11 protein-coding genes are annotated in these 18,802 nt (G+C 50.6%); 3 read left to right on the top strand and 8 right to left on the bottom strand.

The features are described from left to right. Nucleotides 1–51 precede the first annotated feature (51 nt). From P2W70_RS29615 to P2W70_RS29590, 6 genes are all read right to left on the bottom strand, one after another. Nucleotides 52–522, bottom strand: coding sequence for a redoxin domain-containing protein (locus P2W70_RS29615; protein ID WP_276485195.1), 471 nt, complete (start codon nt 520–522; stop codon nt 52–54). A 136-nt stretch (nt 523–658) separates the two neighbouring features. Then, on the bottom strand, nt 659–1,699 hold the full coding sequence (locus tag P2W70_RS29610) for a PorP/SprF family type IX secretion system membrane protein (protein WP_276485194.1): 1,041 nt from the start codon (nt 1,697–1,699) through the stop codon (nt 659–661). Between the two features lie 41 nt (nt 1,700–1,740). Further along, on the bottom strand, nt 1,741–6,078 hold the full coding sequence (locus P2W70_RS29605) for a PKD domain-containing protein (protein WP_276485395.1): 4,338 nt from the start codon (nt 6,076–6,078) through the stop codon (nt 1,741–1,743). Nucleotides 6,079–6,194: 116 nt separating this feature from the next. Then, the gene (locus P2W70_RS29600) at nt 6,195–10,976 is read right to left on the bottom strand and encodes a PKD domain-containing protein (protein ID WP_276485193.1); all 4,782 of its coding nucleotides are present in this window, start codon (nt 10,974–10,976) and stop codon (nt 6,195–6,197) included. A 320-nt stretch (nt 10,977–11,296) separates the two neighbouring features. After that, a complete protein-coding gene (locus tag P2W70_RS29595) occupies nt 11,297–11,716 on the bottom strand; it encodes a hypothetical protein (RefSeq protein WP_276485192.1) in 420 nt (139 codons plus the stop codon). A 36-nt stretch (nt 11,717–11,752) separates the two neighbouring features. After that, on the bottom strand, nt 11,753–13,261 hold the full coding sequence (locus P2W70_RS29590; protein WP_276485191.1) for a carboxypeptidase M32: 1,509 nt from the start codon (nt 13,259–13,261) through the stop codon (nt 11,753–11,755). A gap of 238 nt (nt 13,262–13,499) precedes the next feature. Between P2W70_RS29590 and P2W70_RS29585 the strand changes: the two genes are divergently transcribed. Beyond that, nucleotides 13,500–15,923, top strand: coding sequence for a hypothetical protein (locus P2W70_RS29585; RefSeq protein ID WP_276485190.1), 2,424 nt, complete (start codon nt 13,500–13,502; stop codon nt 15,921–15,923). Between the two features lie 67 nt (nt 15,924–15,990). Here P2W70_RS29585 and P2W70_RS29580 read toward each other — a convergent pair whose 3' ends face one another. Further along, on the bottom strand, nt 15,991–16,584 hold the full coding sequence (locus P2W70_RS29580; RefSeq protein ID WP_276485189.1) for a hypothetical protein: 594 nt from the start codon (nt 16,582–16,584) through the stop codon (nt 15,991–15,993). Between the two features lie 138 nt (nt 16,585–16,722). Between P2W70_RS29580 and P2W70_RS29575 the strand changes: the two genes are divergently transcribed. Further along, a complete protein-coding gene (locus tag P2W70_RS29575) occupies nt 16,723–16,893 on the top strand; it encodes a bacteriocin (protein ID WP_276485188.1) in 171 nt (56 codons plus the stop codon). A gap of 680 nt (nt 16,894–17,573) precedes the next feature. After that, on the top strand, nt 17,574–17,855 hold the full coding sequence (locus P2W70_RS29570) for a hypothetical protein (protein ID WP_276485187.1): 282 nt from the start codon (nt 17,574–17,576) through the stop codon (nt 17,853–17,855). 631 nt (nt 17,856–18,486) lie between these two features. On the opposite strand, the gene P2W70_RS29565 is transcribed toward P2W70_RS29570, so the two are convergent. Beyond that, entirely contained in the window at nt 18,487–18,753 is a 267-nt protein-coding gene (locus P2W70_RS29565) for a helix-turn-helix domain-containing protein (protein ID WP_276485186.1), read from the bottom strand. Nucleotides 18,754–18,802: the final 49 nt, after the last annotated feature.

Here is an 18,802-nt window from a genome sequence, read left to right as displayed (position 1 = left end):
CCAGACCCCGGAAGTTTTAAAATTATGTTAACAGCCGGATATTGATATAAATCAATTCGTTATGGCTAAGGCCGATTCAATTGACCCAAAATTGGGCAGATCGCCGGCATTCTCCAGCACTTCCGCGTAACGGATGATGCCTTCTCCGTCGATCACGAAGGCCGAGCGTTTGGATACTCCCTTCATGTCGAATACAAAATTATCGTACAGGGAGCCATAGGCCGTTGATACCTCTTTGTTGAAATCACTCAACAGCGGAAAGTTCAACTCCTGCTCTTGTTTGAATTTGCCAAGTGTGAAAACGGAGTCCACGCTGATACCCAATACCTGTGCATTCACATGGTTGTATTGTGCAATATGGTCTCTTACATTGCACAGTTCTTTGGTGCAAACGCTGGTAAAGGCCTGGGGGAAAAATAAGATCAACACCTGCCTGCCTTTAAAGTCCGACAAGCTAACCTTGTTCTTGTCAGAGTCATAGAGTGAAAAATCCGGGGCTTTTTGTCCAACTTCTAGTTTCATATAGTTGATTTATCAGTGGAACAAAAATAACGTGCCAACGCATTACTTGTATAAAGAATCGCCGGATTGCAGGGAATATGCGATAAGCTGTGTAAAGGTTCACTTAAAGAGTACGGATCATTTCATGCAGTAATGGTTAGAATCTTGGGCAAAGCATTTTGTACTGGCTGCTGTTGTCGCGATCGAGGAAGCTAATCCATGACAAAGAGATCTCGATACCACCGCGTCCCTGGCTGGCTGTTTTCAGCTGTGACACGTTTACATCGTAGCTCAGTGCGAAGGACAGGGGATACCTGTCGAGCTTGACCACGGGTATCAGGGCATCTTTCCAACGTAAAAAGGCGCCGGCATGAATGGTGTACAGGGCGTTTTCGGGATCGTTGCCCAGTTTGTAGGAATACAGGGCTCCGCCGATGGTTTCGGAGAAAGACCCTTGCATGGAATGATCGGCCTGTATGATGAAGTAGGAATACTCATCCACGCCGAAGGTGATGCCGGCAGAGAATACGTATTTAGGTTGCAACTCGATTTCGGCATTGCGGTAAAAGGCATTGCGTGGCCGGTTGAGGTGGTGATAAGCAGCACCTATAAAATAGCTGTTTTCTTTCAGCGTACCAAAGGTGGTATTGAAGCTCATACCCACACTGGCGTCCCAGGTGTTGTAATTGGGCGCCGTCATGTATTCGCCGGTGGGCGCCGTGGGATCGAAGCCTCCCGGGCCATACTGGTTATCTGTGGTCATTTTGGAAGCGTCGATGCTTTTGCGGATCATGCCGCCCATAAAACCCATACTGAGGTACATGGTCTTTTGGCTACTAAGCGATTTGTGGTAATTGAGGGCTGGCAGCAGGCTAGTCGTGGTAAGGCCCACGGTGCCGGCTTTGTCAAACAATACCTGGCCACCGACGGTCATAAAGTCGTCGCCCCGGCCCACGGGCAATTTATATTCGGCATTGAGCGATCCGGTACGATAAGCATTGGTGAAGCTGTTCCACTGATCGCGGTATACGCCCTGCACCCGTACATCGCCGGTGAAGATACCGGCCAGTGAAGGATTGCGCAACAGCGGCGCTTCAAAGAATTGCGAGAAATGGATGTCCTGCGCGTAGACAAGGGAACCTGCACACAGCAATAGACCCGCCAGGGAGTATCGCTTCCAGTTGCTGACGTTTTTCATACTACCAGGTTTGATGTGGTGGTTTAATATCGGATTTTCTGTTACCGGAGCAAAGTTACGTTGCCGCGGAACGGAATGACCGATGCATTATCACAAACAAATTCTATTACGTATACATACACATCTGCCTGTGCGGGTTTCCCCTTAAAGGTGCCATCCCAGCCGGCAGATTTATCGTTGACGGCGAAATTCCGCTTTTCAAAAACCAGCTCTCCCCAGCGATTGAAGATCTGCATGCGGTTGACCCGGTCAATGCTGCGGCCCCTGGGCATGAATACATCGTTATTGCCATCGCCATTGGGAGAGAAAGTGTTGGGCACAAAATAATTCTCCTTGTTGCAAACAACGGTAACGGTAACGCCCGCCGTGGCGGTGCAGCCAAAGGTGTCCTCTACCCGCACGGAATAAGTGGTCGTGAATTTGGGGTTGGCCACCGGTGTGGCGCAGTTGGTACAACTGAGGTCCCGGGCAGGTGTCCAGGCATACGTAGCAATGCCGTCGCTATAGGTCACTGGTAGTGTAACGCCAATGCCGACTGGTAAGGTGACATTGTTGCCGCCGGCAACCGTGATGGTGGGCGTGGGCGGCACATAGAGTGTGCGGGTCGTATTGTCTTTACAACCCAGTTTATTGGCTGCTTCCAATCCTACGGTGTAGGTACCGGATTGCGCGTACTTGACGGACACGTTCTCATTTGCCGACTGGCCATTGCTGCCGAGGTCCCATTTCCAGGTGATGGCAGTATCGGGTACCACGAGGGTTGCCTGCAAGTTGAGTGCTTCGTTGATACAGGCGATGGTATCACCAGCGATCTGGGGATCGGGTGTGGCGTAAATGCGGATGGTATCGGTGATGGTGTTTTCGCAACCGGTTTGCGTCCGCACATTGTGTTTCACCACGAAGGTGCCGGCGCTTGTGTAGGTATGTGCCGGGTTGAGATCGAGTGATGTAGCGCCATCTCCAAACTCCCAGTTCTCGGCGACTACCGGATCATTTCCAATGGTAAAGTTGGCAAAATTGACAGTGCCCTGGTCGCAGAAGTTTTTCTTGTCGACGCCAAACAGCGGTAAAGCACCGATAACGCGGATGGTGGTTGGTCCGGGTACTACCACGAGACAGCCCAGGCTGTCTTGCAGGCCCATTTGAGGCGGATAAAATCCTGGTTCTTTATAAAAGTGTTGGAGGACTTTTATCTGGGATGTGTCCCAGGTACCGTCTCCGGGGTAGAAGGTCAGCTTGGTGGCCGGCGGAGTGACGAGCGAAAAATCTACCAGCAGTGAATTACAACTTTCGGTCGGGTTCAAATTCATCTGACTCTGCGTATACGGATTGTATACATTGACCATTTGACTGGCCGAATCGGTACAGCCACCGTATCCGATGACGTAGAGCTTGGCCTCATAACTGCCAAACTTATTGTAGAAGTGCCTGGGGTTGGCCAGGGTCGAGGTGGTTCCATCGCCAAAATCCCAATAGAAAGATTCATGGTCGGTACCCTGGAAGGTGAATTTTGTTTCCAGCAGTTCACAAATAGAGGATGTGTCGGTGGCTGTAAAGGAAGGTACCGGTTTCTTGACGGTAATATAGTTGGTGGTAGTGGTTGAATCCTTACAACCGTTTTCGTCTGTCACGACCAGCTTCACACTGAATGTGCCACTATTGACCGAATACCGGTGGGTCGGTGATTGTCCGGAGGCTGTGCCGCCATCGCCAAAATCCCAACGCCAACTGAGGCCCCTGCCCGATGAGGTATCAGTAAAGGGCAGGTCTGTATTGGGGCAGATAGTCGGGTATACAGCAGTAAAGCCTGCTTTCGGTTTGGTGATGAATACGGTATCGACAGCCGTGTAGGTATCCTTACAACCTTTATCGTCTAATACGGTCATTTTGACGACATAACTACCAGTATCAGCGTAGGTATGGGTAAACGGACCCGCATTGAAATCAACTGTTTGGCCGTCGCCAAAATCGAAAGTCCATTTGGTAATGGTTTGTGCTGAGGTAGTGGCATCGTTGAAGGTCACGACATTGTTGATACAACCACCCGGTACAGCAGGGGTAAACTGTGCCTGCGGGCCAGAGATGGTGAACACATTCACCGAGTCTTTCCGGTTCTTACAACCGTTGATATCTGTTATGATCAGCGATAGGTCATAGGTGCCGGGTGCCAGTGCATCGGTGGTGAAAGAGCGACCCTGTACCACGAAAGCAGCATGGTTGAGCGACCATTCGTATTGGGTAATGTTGTTCTCGACGCTGCCGATCGCTTCGATCGTCACGGGTTCGTTCTTACAGCTTTGTGCGGGTGTTACTGCAAAGTTGGCAAACTCGTTGACCAGTTCTAGTTGTTGTGAAAAGGTATTGTTGCATTCGCCAGGGTTGAGCGAGCGCACCGTTAGGGTGACCGTATAGTTACCAGCTGCCGTATATGTATGGGGAACAAGTGGAGTGGCACTGTTTGACTTTGCTGAACCATCACCAAAATCCCATTCATACTCCACAGGACCATAAACACCAGTATTAACCTTCGACAAATTCTCAAACTCGACCAGCCAGCCTGCTGCGTTACATCGAACCGTTTGGTTGAATTTGGCGATCGGTGGTTTTACGTGCACAGTCTTGATGACAGGCGCAGAAGCACACTTGTTGTTATAGGCGATCAGGGTCACATCGAAATAACCGCTGTCGATGTACCGGTGCGAGGGATCTAGATCTGTCGATGTACTGTCGTCACCAAAATCCCACAACACTTCATCGAGGGTGGCGCCACTGGTTTGCTGGTGCGTGAACGTTATTGCATCGACCGCGCAAACTTCTGTGGGCGCGGGCGTGAAATCTACGACTGGCTGTTGGCCGGTGCGGATACCATCTACCAGTTCTGCACTGACGGAACAGCCGCCGCTGGTAGTCATAGTCACCTTAATGGTATACTTACCCGGGGTGTTGTACCGGTGCGTGGGGCCGTTATAGCCGGTTGGTCCGGTAGTTGTTGCAGGTGCCCCTTCTCCATACTCCCAAACAAAGGTTTGTGCCGGCTCGAGCGAATTGATATTGGCGATCGGAGCAAAATCGAACGGAATACAACCTCCGTTGGGGGCATTGGCAAAGCTGATGGTTGGCTCTACGATCTGTACGAAGGCAGGTTTGGTGATGCTGTTGGTACACCCCTGGCGGGTGGTGATGGTCAATGTTACATTAAAGCGGCCTGCAGTAGTATACGTGTGCCTGGGATTAGGGTCACCGGACGTGCCACCGTCTCCAAAATCCCATTGGTAAGTTTGTGCATTGGGTGCCGCACTGGTAAAGGCTACATCCAGGGTGGGTTTACAGGCTGCGGTAACAGGTGCGGTGAAATCGACCGTGGGTTTATCGATCACCACCAGCTTCTTCGTGAGCGAGTCTTTGCAATTGGCGTAGGTATTGACCATTTTCACGAAGTACTCACCAGCGACAGGGTAAGTGGCGCTACCATCCTTGGTAACAGCTACCTGGCCATTGCCGAAATCCCAGGTAGTACTAAGGGGTGGCGTGGTGGAGGTATTCTGAAAAGAGGCGGTAGTGTTGAGACAGATGGTGTCGGGGCCGGTAAAGGAAGTTCCTGTACCGGTTACGTCAACTGTTTTTTGAATATTGTTGATGCAACCGAATTCGCTGACGGCGTTAAGACTCACCGTATAGGTACCCGCTGCAGCATAAGTGGCCGTAGGGCTGGCATCGGTAGAGTTGGTATTGTTGCCAAAGTTCCATTGATAGGTCATGGTACCCGGGCCGCTGGAGAGATTGGTAAAGTTGAGGTTAAAAGGTGCCTGGCAGGTTGCGGGGGCGCTGAAGCTGAAATCAGGCACCACGCCAGGTACGATGCGCATAAAACGTGCAATGGAAGAGGTCGACTGGCAACCGGTGCTGCTCGTTACCCGGAGCGTTACCGTGTAAAAGCCGGTAGCAGTGTATTCATGCGACGGATTACGTTGGTCGCTTGTTCCGCCATCACCAAAATCCCATTCCCATTTTACGAGAGAACCTGCCCGGGGATCGCTAAGGTCTGTAAACTGGATGGTGGAAGGGGCACAAGCCGTCATCTTGTTGGCCGAAAAATTAGGTTGTGGTGATGGATTGACGGTTATATAGTCAGTTTTGATCTTTCGGTCGGTACCATTGGCATTACGTACAACCAAGGTTACAGAGTAAGTACCCGGGGTAGCAAAAGTGAAAGTTGGGTTTTGTACATTCGAGAGGTTACCATTACCAAAATCCCAGTTCCAGAAAATAGGATTTCCCGTGGATTCATCTTTGAAGGTTACGGTCAGAGGGGCACAACCGGAAACGCGGTTGGCACTGAAATCAGGAACCGGCACCTGAGCCTGCGCCCATTGATGCATGATCAAGAACAATAACCAAGTAATTAGCAGCTTTCTGGTCAAGGTACTGTGTTTGGGTGGTTTACAGAGACTGGTCTTTCAGTAGGGCACGTCTTGCAAACAATAATAATACCATCTTACCTGATCAGCGCAACATTTCCCTTGTAATTCAGGATCACATTGTTTTCACACACTACATCCATGGTATACACATACACATCGGCGGGGGCTGGTTTTCCATTGTGCTGTCCAACCCAACCGCGTCCTATATCATTGGGCTGTAGATCCATCTGGTCAAATACCAGATCGCCCCAGCGATTGTACACTTTGAACGACCGGATACTGTAAATACCTTTGCCTCTTGGGTAAAATACGTCGTTATTGCCATCTCCGTTGGGAGAGAACGTATTCGGTACAAATACGTTAGCATTGTTGCAAAATACGAATACTGTTACCTGATCGCGCGTAGTACAGCCCCCTTTATTCTTGGTTTCCAAGGTGTAAGTAGTAGTTTGCTTCGGTGCTGCCGTCGGTGTTGTACAACTCACACAATTCAATCCCGATGCTGGTATCCACCTTACCTGGGTTACATCTTCTGAGATACTGGCGCTTAGCATCACCGAAGTACCGGCAGATATAGATTTGTCTTCTCCAGCCTGTGTTGCCGGATAGGGGTACACCACCATCGGGATATAACCCGTGTCGGCAAAACACCCCTGCCTGTCGCTGCCGATCACCCGGTAAATGGCAGATGTGTCGGGTTTGATTTGCGGATTTGGCTCAGTATGGTCTTTCATTCCCATCTTGGGACTCCAATGGTAGGATTCGGCTCCGGAAGCTTGCAGGCGGAAAGTCTCCCCCTTGCACAGCGTATCGCCCTTGCCCACTGCCAGTTTAAACGGTTGTTGTACCCTCACCTGTACGGAATCGGTGGCTACACAGCCAAAATTATTCCTGCCTGTTACTGTGTACGTGGTATTATCCAAAGGGGATGCCAGGGGACTGGCGCAATTGGTACAGGATAAGGCAGTAGCTGGTGCCCATTGATAATGATCGGCTCCGCCGCCAGTCAGCTTCAGGCTGCTGTTGCGGCACAATACCTGGTCGCTACCGGCATCGGTGGCGGGTAAAGGCCAGGCATGCACGGTTTTCAAGGCGGTGTCTTTACAACCTGCTGCATTGGTGAGGATGAGCCGGGCCGTGTAATCGCCAGCTTCGGTCAACACGACCGCTTCGGGCGTTGGTAATTGCGCTGCAGTACCATTGCCGAAATCCCACTGCCATCGCAAACCAGTGGTATCACTGCGTAGTTGACGCCCCCGCAATTGCAGGCGGGCGGGAACACAGGCCCCGCTATCACCCTGGATGGCAGCCAGGGGGCTGCTGGCTACCCGTAACGGCTGTGCCAGGCTGACCGTATCCGTACAGCCCAGTTGGGTGGTCACCGTCAGCCGGGGTACCAGCAAACCTGGCAACCGGTAATGATGCGCTGGCTCTTTCTCCGTGGAGGCGATTCCGTCGCCCAGTTGCCACCGGTAACTGGTTATGATGTCGTTGGAAGTAGATTGATTCCTGAACTGTACCATGCCCGAATCGCACAGGAGCGATTGACTGCTGGTAAAAGCAGCCTGTACACCATAAATGCGGATCGTGTCTTTGCCCGGGATCGGTACGCGGCAACCTTGCGGATCTTCAAGGATCAGTCTGGGTAGATAGGCACCCATTGTGGTGAAGGCATGGCCGATATTTTTACCGCCTTTGTCATCCACGGTTCCGTCGCTGTAATCCCAGATATAGCGTACGTCCTGGTTCGATTGCGCCGTGAAGCGAATGGTCGTGGGCGCACAGCCCTTGAGTTTGTCGTAGGTAAAGCTACCCTGCGGCCCCTTGACGGTGATCGTTTTGAACATACTGTCCTTGCAACCGCCGGGGCTGGTAATGATCAGTTTTGCGCGATATACGCCTGGATAGGTGTATACGTGTGAAGGATTCGGCAATATCGACTTATTGCCGTCTCCAAAATCCCACAGCACTTCCCGAAAATGCATGGATTGCTGGGTGAAGTTGACGGTGAGTGGCGGGCAGGTAGCAAAAGAATCACTCATCACGAAGCGTGCGCGTGGATCACGGATATGAATGTATTGCAGCCGTGTGATCGAGTCGGCACAGCCATAGCGATCGGAGGCGACCAGTTTTACCGTATAGTCGCCTTCTGTCTTATACTGGTGAGCAGGTTGCTGTGCAGCACTGGTAACGCCATCGCCAAAATCCCAGCGGTAGATCGGATGGCTGCCCGTGGTTTGGTTCACAAAACGGACGGCCCCACCCGTACACGACAATGTATCGGGCGACGTGAAATTAGGAACGGGTGTAGAGATAGTAACCGCCTGTTGCTTTAGCCGGCTATCGGAACAACCGAGTTCATCGGTGACGGTCAGCTTCACGGCAAACAAACCACTTTTGTTGTAATTGTGCTGATAAGGCCCGCCGGTAAGGAGTTCAGTAGCGCCATCGCCATAGTCCCAACGCCATTGCTGAATGGCATGTTGACCGTCCGATACAGACGAATCGGCAAAATGTACAGTGGAGTTGATACAGACTTCCGGGTTGATGACCGCAAAGTCGGCGGTAGGACCATACACTTGTACCACCTGCGGTTTTACCAGCGTATCGGTACAACCATATATATCTGTTACGATCAGTCGTATGGTATACTGCCCGGCATCGGGAAACGAAAAGGAGATCGATTGGCCGGTGGGCGTGCCAAATACACGGCTGCCTTTGGAGATCGTCCATCCATATTTCGCCACATTGGCAGCCGTGGTGTTGATGGCTGATAAGGTCAGCGGTTTATTTTTACAGGCAATGGAATCGCTGATGGTGAAGGCAGCTTTTTCTGCAATTACCAACAATTGCTGTTGCCGGGTATGTTCGCAGGTATCGTTCTTTACGGTGAGGCTTACGAGGTAGTTGCCGGGGCGCGCGTAGGTATGGGTGGGATGACGGTCGGTAGAGAATTGTCCATCTCCGAAATTCCAGTACCAGGCCGTTGCGCCCAGCGATTTGTCGGTGAAGGAGCGGGAAAACCGGTTGCGGCAATCGATGGCGTTGACGTCGAATAGCGCAACCGGTGGTTTGATGTACACATAGTTCCTCCTCGTAACGGAATCCTTACAGCCGTTGTTCCACACCACCAGCTTCACGTGCCTATAACCGGTATCGAGGTAAGCATGGCGGGGGTATTGTTCTGTTGCCGTACTGCCATCACCAAAGGACCATAACCAGCGGTCGGCCTTGGGGCCGGTGCTGCGGTCGGTGAAATTGATGAGCTGAAAGGCACAACTAATGAGTGGGTTGGCCGAGAAATCCACCACTGGCTTGTTGCCGACGAGGATGGTTTCACGGACGATGACGGAATCACTACAGCCACCGGCCGTTGTGTATACCAGCCTGACCGTATAAGTGCCGGGCTGTGTGTAGGTATGCCGGGGCAATCTCTCCGTGGAGGTATTGCCGTCACCGAAATACCAGCGAAAGTCTGTAAGTGAATCGACTGTATCGATATCAAGTTGTGGCTGCCAGGCAAAGGGCACACAGCCCTCCTGCGGAAGATTGATGATGGTTACCCGCGGTGGTCTGATCTGCAGGTGATTCTTTTTGACCAGCGTATCCGTGCAGCCTGCCGCATTGGTGACGATGAGGGTCACATCGTAGTTTCCGGGAGTCTGCCAGGTATGGGCCACCGTTTTGCCCGAATCGCGGCCGCCATCGCCGAAACGCCACTCATAGCGAACGGCATCCGGAGTGCCGGCAGCGAGCGTGGCTGCAAAGGGGGCGCTGCAGGCCGTGCTGTCGTTGAGGTCGAAACTGGCTTTTGATTGGGCTACCACACGGATCGGTTGGCTGACCGAGTCTTTACAGGCACCAAAATCGCTGACCAGCTTCACGGTGTAGTTGCCTGGGCGCGTATAGATCTTAACAGGGCTGAGGTCGCTGGCGGTTGTACCATCACCAAAATTCCAGGACGCACTCACGGGGGCCGGTGTACTGTTGTTGGAAAAATTAACGGGATTGTTGCTGCACACAATGGCGGGCGCAGCAAAGCCTGCTTTTACGGTGCCGATATTGATGAGGTTGGCTTTAACGACAGAGTCGGCACAGCCGGTATTGTTGCGGGTGACCAGCTTCACCGAATAGGTTCCGGCGGTGGCATAGGTATGTACAGGATTAGCCTGGGTGGATTGCTGTCCATCGCCAAAATCCCAGGTATAACGGAGGGTACCGGTTCCGGTGCTTTTATTGGTGAAGCGAACAACGGTAGGTGGTTTACAACTGTTGGGCACCGCAAAGCTGAAATCGGATTGCACGCCATTGGTAAGCTGAATGTATTGTGTGCGTGTGAAGGTTTGGGTACATCCATGGCTGTTACGGATGCTGAGGGATACGGTGTACTGACCAGCCGTTTTGTAGCTATGGGCCGGATTGGCTTCACCGGATACGGTGCCATCGCCAAAATCCCAGGTGCGTGACTCGATCACACCATCACCGGCGGTACTAAGATCGGTAAATTGTACGTTGAGCGGGAAGCAGCCGGTGGTATCGGAGGCGGAGAACTGTACCACGGGACTGGCATACACAATGATGTGCTGCACTTTCACTACTGAGTCGGCCTGGGTACCATTGCTGACCACCAGTTTTACGGTGTAGGAACCGGGGTTGAAATAAGTAGCGGCGGGATATTGCAGAAAAGAGATCGTGCCGTTGCCGAGGTCCCAGCGCCACTGGCTGGGATTGCCGGTGGATTCGTCATTGAATCTGACGACCAGTGGGGCACATCCAGCTACAGGACCGGCAGAAAAACCTGCCTTCAACTGCGCCTGCAATGCCTGCGTGCACAGTAACAATAAACAGCCAGCCAAAACTGTACGGTTTATGAGGCCATGATTCCTCATAGAAATATTGGGATTTGTGTGATCTAATAGGGTTGGATAAGCCCAACTAAGGGTTATCAGACCAGATTGGACAAATAAATTAAATAGTTTAATATGAGCTCAGGGTGTAGGAGCTATAATTAGGGTAAGTATATAATATTTCTATGGCTAATAAGTGTAACCTATTATATTATAGAAATACCATATCAACTACTTAGTACGAGGCGCTGTTGATAATTGTCAAATGTAAATTGTCGGCTATACAGTGGAGATTGCTATCGGGGATCTTCTATTACTGATCGCAATAATCATTCCTTCTTTCTCAAACGCAATACCTTTTTTCCGTTGGTGCCGGGCATTTCGGCTTTTACAAATTCGGTAGAACTGTCTTTAAGTTTCCAGGTGCCATTGAGCTTGGAGATGGGCGCAGGAGCCGTGGCAAATTGAGAGATGATACTGATGGTAGTAATTTCTGGCTGCCAGGTACCGGTATGTACCTCATTAGCGCGGACACCAGTTACTGAATAGTCGGTATTGAAGTGGAAAACGTAGTTGGTAAATTCGCTCGTCACGTCCACTTCTCCATCGAGGTATTGTTCAACATACCAATCATGGGTGGTGATGAACTCCATGGCGATCTGCTCTTTCTTTTTATCGATGAGCTTTTGGCAGGAGCTTGCAGCGAATGCAAGCATCACTACCAGGACGAGCGGTAAACTTGGTTTCATACAGGATATTTAACATGGCCTTGGATCTTAGCCATGCTAAAATTTATAAATATCTCTGTATTTGTCAAGTATATACTGTAAAAAGTGGTCAATTTTTAATGTCTCGCCGGTTACCCGCTGTCCAAGTTCCTCGCTGGTATACATGCGGCCATATTGATGTATGCCCGAACGCAGCCACTGCAATAGCTCGGTAGTGTTGCCGTTTTTGATTTGATTATCAATGTCTTTGATGCTTTCAGAAGCTTTCCGGTAAATCTGGGCAGCGTAGAAACTTCCCAGGCTATAGGTGGGGAAATACCCGAAACTGCCATGGCTCCAATGGACGTCCTGCAGGCAGCCCCGCTTGTCGTCGGGTACGGTTACGCCCAGGTAGCGGGCGTATTGTTCGTTCCAGAAGGCCGGGATATCGTTCGTGGCCAGGTTGCCGCCAATGAGTTGTTTCTCCAGTTCGTACCGGATCATGACATGGAAATGATAGGTCACTTCGTCGGCTTCGGTACGGATCAGGGATGGACTTACCTGGTTGATGCCCTGGTAAAAGGTTTCGACCGTAACGTCTTGCAGCTGTTCGGGGAAGTACTGTTGCAGTACCGGGAAATAGTGTTCACAAAAAGCCTTGCTACGCCCTACATGGTTTTCCCACAGGCGTGATTGCGATTCGTGGATCGTCAGCGAGGCAGCTTCGCCAAGCGGCAACCCATATTCTTCATCGGGTAGTCCTTGTTCGTACAGGGCATGGCCGGTTTCATGTATACAGCTCCACACCATATTGCCGAGGTCCTGTTCGTCGATGCGGGTGGTAACACGCACATCGCGGCTATTGAAACTGGTGGTGAAGGGATGTTCCGACATATCCTGGCGCCCGGCCTCGAGGTCGTAGCCAAGGTCTTTCAGTACCTGCATGCCGAAAGCCCATTGTTTGTCTTTGGGGTAATGGCGGTGTAAGAAGGCATTGCTGACCTGCGGACGGGATTGTATCTGGTCGAGTATGTTTTTAAGCGGTTGGCCTATATTATTAAATACACCATCGAGGGTAGCAACATTCGATCCTTTGTCGAAATCGTTGAGCAGGGCATTGTACGGGTGGCCTTCATACCCGAGTAACTGTGCTTCCTGCTTTTTCAATTCGACCAGTGGGGCCAAATGGCGGCCAAAGATTTTGAAATCATTCGCTTTGCGGGCTTCTATCCAGCTATGGAAACTTTTGTTGACCGTTTCCGTCAGCTCCCGTACAAAGGCGGGCGTAAATTTCTTTTGTTTGGAGTAGTCTTCCCAGGTCAGGGATACATTCTTTTTTTGACCTGGCGTGAGGTTGTCGCAGCCCATCAACTCCTGTAGCAATCCACCCAGTGATGGGGCGGTGGAGTGTTCGTGGGCAATCTCCGACAAGGTCGCAATCTGTTGTCCCCGGATAGCGGCTCCTTTTGCAGGCAGGTAGGTTTCCTGGTCCCACTGCAACAAGGCCGAAGCGTAGCGGAGGTCGGCAATTTTGCGCATGGCATCGACATATTGCTGATATAATGTATCCGAGGAGGTTTGCATCATTAGTTCTTCTTTTATGGGGTGCTAAAATCGTAAAATGTTTGATATGTCAGCCTATATATTCCTGCCGGGAACGCGTGTTAAAAAGCTTTTAACAATTTGAACGGAAAAATTTGTGAATTTTAAGGCAATAATGGCATTAATTTGTTCAACCAGAAACTGATACACAGGAATGCAGCCCGATGAACGGTCAATCACCAGGCGCTGTATCCAGCCAGGATCAAATAATAAAAACCTGCAGATGAAGTACGCATCCGTTTTCTATATTTTAGGTTCGCTGTTCTTTTTGACTTTAGCTCCCTCGCTGGCCCGTGCACAAAAGATCGACTCCATGATCAACGTATACGGAGAGCGATTCCCCCAGGAAAAAGTGCATATTCACCTCGATAAAGCGCTGTACAATCCCGGTGAGACCATTTGGTACAAAGCCTATTTGTTTTCCGGGCTGTTGCCGTCGGTGATCAGCCACAACTTCTATACAGAGTTGATCGATCCGGCTACCGGAAAGGTGCTGCAACGCAAAGTGACGCCGATCTTTGAAGGTACTACTGCCGGCAATTTCGACCTGCCGCTGAACCTGACGAATAATTCGCTGACCTTCCGCGCTTACACCACCTGGATGCTGAATTTCGATACTACTTTCCTGTTCAGCAAAAACATCCGTATCGTCAGCAAGAGTACACCTGCCGATAAAAAGCCGGCTGAAAATAAATCTTCGCTGAAGTTCTTTCCCGAAGGGGGCGATATGGTCCAGGAGCTGTCCAACCCGGTCGCTTTTAAAGCCGTGGACAGTTACGGCTTCCCGGTTGGTGTAAAAGGAGCCGTAAAAAACTCGAAAGGGGCTGTCGTAGTCAACTTCAATAGTTTGCATGATGGGATGGGGCGCTTTGACCTGGAACCGCAGCCCAATACAACCTACTATGCCGAGTGGACGGATGACAAAGGCAAGAGCTACAAAACAGATCTGCCGGTAGCCCGCCCCAGCGGCGCTCAACTGCAGATGATGAGCTCCGACAAACTGCTGTCGTTCATCATCAAGCGGTCCAACAATGCTACTGCCGAAAATCAACGCTTTTACCTGGTGGGTAATATGTACCAGCAGGTGGTGTATAAGGCGACTATCAACCTGGCCAATAATTTCATGACCAGTGGCACCATTCCTATTGCCGAGTTGCCCACCGGTATTCTCGAAATGACCCTGTTCAATGCCAACTGGCAGCCGCTGGCTGAAAGGATCGTCTTCATCAACAAAGAAGATTATCTCTTCGACGCCTCGATTAACGTAGCTACCAAGAATACGGCTAAACGTGGTAAGAACGTGGTGACTGTGGAAGTGCCCGACACCTTGCGATCCAACCTGTCGATCTCGATCACCGATGCGGTGATGGCTGATAAAGGCGAAGACAATATTATTTCCCACCTGCTGCTGACCGGCGACCTGAAAGGATATGTGAACGAGCCTTCTTATTACTTCAATGTGGTGGACGACTCTACCCGGTATTACCTCGATCTGGTGATGATGACCAATGGCTGGCGTCGTTTCAAATGGAACGACCTGGCGCAGGGCAAGGTGCCGGAGTTGAAGTATCCGCGCGATAATTATCTGTCGTTGAAAGGAGAGGTGCTGGGTATGCAAAGCAGCCAGATACCGGCCGGTGCTACCATCAATGCCTTCATGGAATCGAAAGACTCTTCCCGTCAGTTCTTCTCGATGCCGCTCGATAGCCGGGGGCAATTCAAGGAAGAAGGGTTGATCTTTTTTGATACGGTCAAGATCTATTACCAATTCAATAAGGACAAACGATTAACGGATCGTGCGGTCGTCAACTTCAGTAATGGTACCTACCGTGGACTGCCGGTGCTGGCGTTGGATTCGGCCTGGCGCGTGCCCGTACCATTGGATACCAGTGCGCTGAACCGCAGTAAGTTTATTGCAGCCGAAGCCGACCGTATCCGTCCCGAACTGGCCAAGCAGGTGAAGACGCTGGAAGCTGTGACCGTAAAGGCCCGGCAGAAATCGGCCAAAGAGCAAATGGATGAGAAGTATGCGCGGGGCTTATTTTCCGGCGGCGATGCCACCACCTTCGATATGGTCAATGATCCCTTCGCCCAATCGGCTACCAATATCTTCCAGTACCTGCAGGGTAGGGTAGCGGGCCTGCAGATCAATATGAACGGCGCCAATGGTCCCTCGATCTCCTGGCGGCAGTCGGCCACCTCGTTGTTCCTGGATGAAATGCCTGTGGATGCCAATATGATCCAGAATATACCGGTTTCGGATATCGCCTATGTGAAGGCGTTTCGTCCGCCTTTCTTCGGTGCATCGGGTGGTGGATCCGGTGGTGCGATCGCCATTTATACGCGTAAGGGCAATGATGCCAAGAGCAACAGCGCCATCCCCGGTGGAATGGAAAAGAACCTGATACCCGGTTATGCTACGATGAAAGAATTCTATGCGCCCGACCATAGCAAGGAGGCTGCGTTGTATGACGTGCCAGATGTACGTACTACCTTGTACTGGTCGCCCTACCTGTTAATGGATAAGGGTAATCGCAGGGTAACGATCACTTTCTACAACAACGACGTCAGCAAGCGTATCAAAGTGGTGATGGAAGGGATGAATGAAGAAGGCAGGCTGACGAGGATCGAAAAAATGATCGACTAGTTGTAACAAACGGTGCGCGATGAGCGCTTGTAATATAATGATCCGCTATCGGGCTTCCGGTAGCGGATTATTTTTTGATAACGGTGATCAGGCGTGCGGGCGGCGGCGCCTGTGGCCCTGTGGTGGTATCGGTGTTGGGGGACAGTCTGTTGCCGTAGGTGAGCAGGAAAGCGTTGTACATTTTCATCATGGGGCCCCGAAGATGCAGCTGGTCGCGGGCAGGGTCGTTGATGACAGCCTCGAGCCGAAAGCTGTCGGCGCTGTTGTTGATGGTAAAGTTGAGTTGGTAGGCTGCATCCTGAGCGGGTTTGTTGACGACTACATCATAAAACCATTGGTGGCCATAGTCGATGTAAAGGGTGGCGTTGGTATAATGCTTGTCAAAAGTGTTGAGCGTTTGGTGAACAGACAATTCTTTGAGGGGAATTGAATCGTGTTCGTACCAGGTGCTGTCCCGAAAGCTTACCTCGGCAGGATCATAGGCTACGAAAACCCTGACCTTTTGGCTAATGGAGTCTGCTGTGTTGGTAATGGAAATGGTGTCGTACGGAGATACAGGCTTTTGACGGTTAGCGACATAGTACATGGCAATGCCGGCCAATACCATTGCCAGTAAGATCAGCCAGGTGGTGCGCATCGTTTTGAATTTATGGTTGGGCATTACAAGTCTATACAATTTGCATGCCTGTGCCTTTAACCGTAACGAGTATAATTTATCCCCTATGCGTTTAGGTTACTCCGGGTAGTTAAGTCACCTTTATAGAGGTAAATAATTCATTACCTTAAAAACACTATTATTATGAAAAACAATCAGTTTTCTCCCTTGACAGAGAAAGAAATGATGAACATCAACGGTGGTGGCGTACTGGATGGTATTCCTTTGATCGGACCATTGCTCACCACTGTGCTGGACCTCGTTAAATCTCTGCTCGCTTCTCTGGGCTTGAATTTACCAAATCTGCCTATATAATCGTCGGGAATATATAGTCAGAAGAGGCCGGGGCACAACCGGCCTTTTTTATTGCCCGTCCACCGGGTATGATGGCGCCGGCTCCCCGCTAGGCCGCCGGTAAATGAGGGCCTCCGGGACCCGTTTCTACTTCGCTTCATTATTCTTTATCAGGCAACAGACCTATCTATTGCTGTGGCTTGCCACGGATGGCAGTTGCTATGGCTGATGGTATCCGTGTTTGCGGCCCGGGTCATGTATATATACAAGGCGCAATATCCCGGCGTGGTGATCAGACGCGGCAGGCAACAGACCTCATTAGGGTATTGATAACGTCTTCTACGGGTATGGTCACGGACTGCACTGTTGCAAAGCGCCCGTATCTACAGGGGTGGCTCGCCTGGTTTTGTTGCAAAGCCGCGTATACAATGCCCATTTTTGTTGCATTAATAATGCCATGTTTTAGCTCATTTCTAAAATAGGTGGCCATCCTGAAGTGGTATAATTTGACATTGATCAATGCTTGTTGAAAAATGGCTATAGCCCTTGCGAGTCGCTCATTTCTAAAAAACTCGATCGGCTGAAACCCACACCGGTATTACAACTCAGGGCTATAATTTAACCATTGGGTGGTTAGGTAAATATGTGGATTAAGGGCAATTTTAACCCATCAAAATTCCTTTATTTTTAAAAGTCATTTTATGAGAAACTTTGATCAATTCGAAGCATTGTCCGAGACAGAAATCGCAGCAATCAATGGTGGTGCTGGTCTTGATGGCCTGTTCACTGGTCTGAACTCCGCATTGGGCGGTCTTGGCAACGCTCTCACTGGCCTGGGTGGTATCACTACCGGTGCTGGTAACGCACTCACACTGACAGGTGCTGGCCTCGGTAGCCTGCTGAACACAGCTGGCCTCACTGTAGGTGCAGTAGGTGCAAGCCTTGCTGCTGTTATCGCTGGTATCAAGCTGCCTACTATCTAATTCAGGAAAGGCAAGCACGATCCATCCATCCAGGCACACAACGTATTCCCGCACATCAGTCTACACATGAACCAATAGGTTAGTAAGGCCTGATGAAGTAAACGTATTCACTTGGACGGTGACACAGGCAAACAGAATGACCTTCTGAAGCCACAAAGGCCGGTTGTTAGACCGGCCTTTTCGTGTGCGCCATGCATGGCGATAAAATCGACGGTGTAAGTCCGTTATGGGGGTATGTAATCGCCAACCACTAGCTTACGGCAAGGGTGTCCATCGCGAGGTGGAATCTGAAGGAAGCCAGCGGCAAATTTCCAGCCCGAGGAACACGAACACTATCAGGCAAAAGCTGTGTGGATGAGCTTGCAATACAAAGCAAAGTCCGTAGCGAAACAACAGTTTAAGCCGAGGGGATGTTAGGAACAATAGGTTTTCGCATAGTTCTGTCAGGAGCAACTTTGTCATCAACAACATAACCTACCGGGCCATCCTTTTACGTTGGAATGAGCCGGTGATCGTTATAACAATAGGTGGGTGTTACCAGGGTAAATACCTAATGAACGGGAAAAGCACCGTTCTCGCTCAGTAACAGTGCCTGCCAGAAGGGCGGCCATCAGGGATGATCATTCAGTTCTTAGAAACTACTGCGCCTCCACACTGCCTTGGGTTTGGGCAGCTCTACCAGGTCCATTAGTTCAGCAGGTTTTACCTGCAGTATCTGGCAGATCTCGTAATAGCGGTCGATCGTAATCGGGGTCTTCCCATTCTCCAGCCGACTGTAGGCATTTTGGGAAATATGTAACATCAGCGCCATGTAATCCTGGGAATATTCCCGGTTCCTTCTCAGTGTTCTGATCTTCGTCGCGATCAACTCTGTCGGCGAAATGGTTTCTGGTAACATAATTTCAACAGGTTTTTGGATCGGCCTTGGTTGCATTTTTGGTCGGCCT

It is taken from the genome of Paraflavitalea pollutisoli (assembly GCF_029360705.1).
Lineage (GTDB): Bacteria > Bacteroidota > Bacteroidia > Chitinophagales > Chitinophagaceae > Paraflavitalea > Paraflavitalea pollutisoli.
The sequence above is the reverse complement of the archived record's forward strand: the minus strand, read 5'-3'. Positions and strand labels throughout refer to the sequence as shown.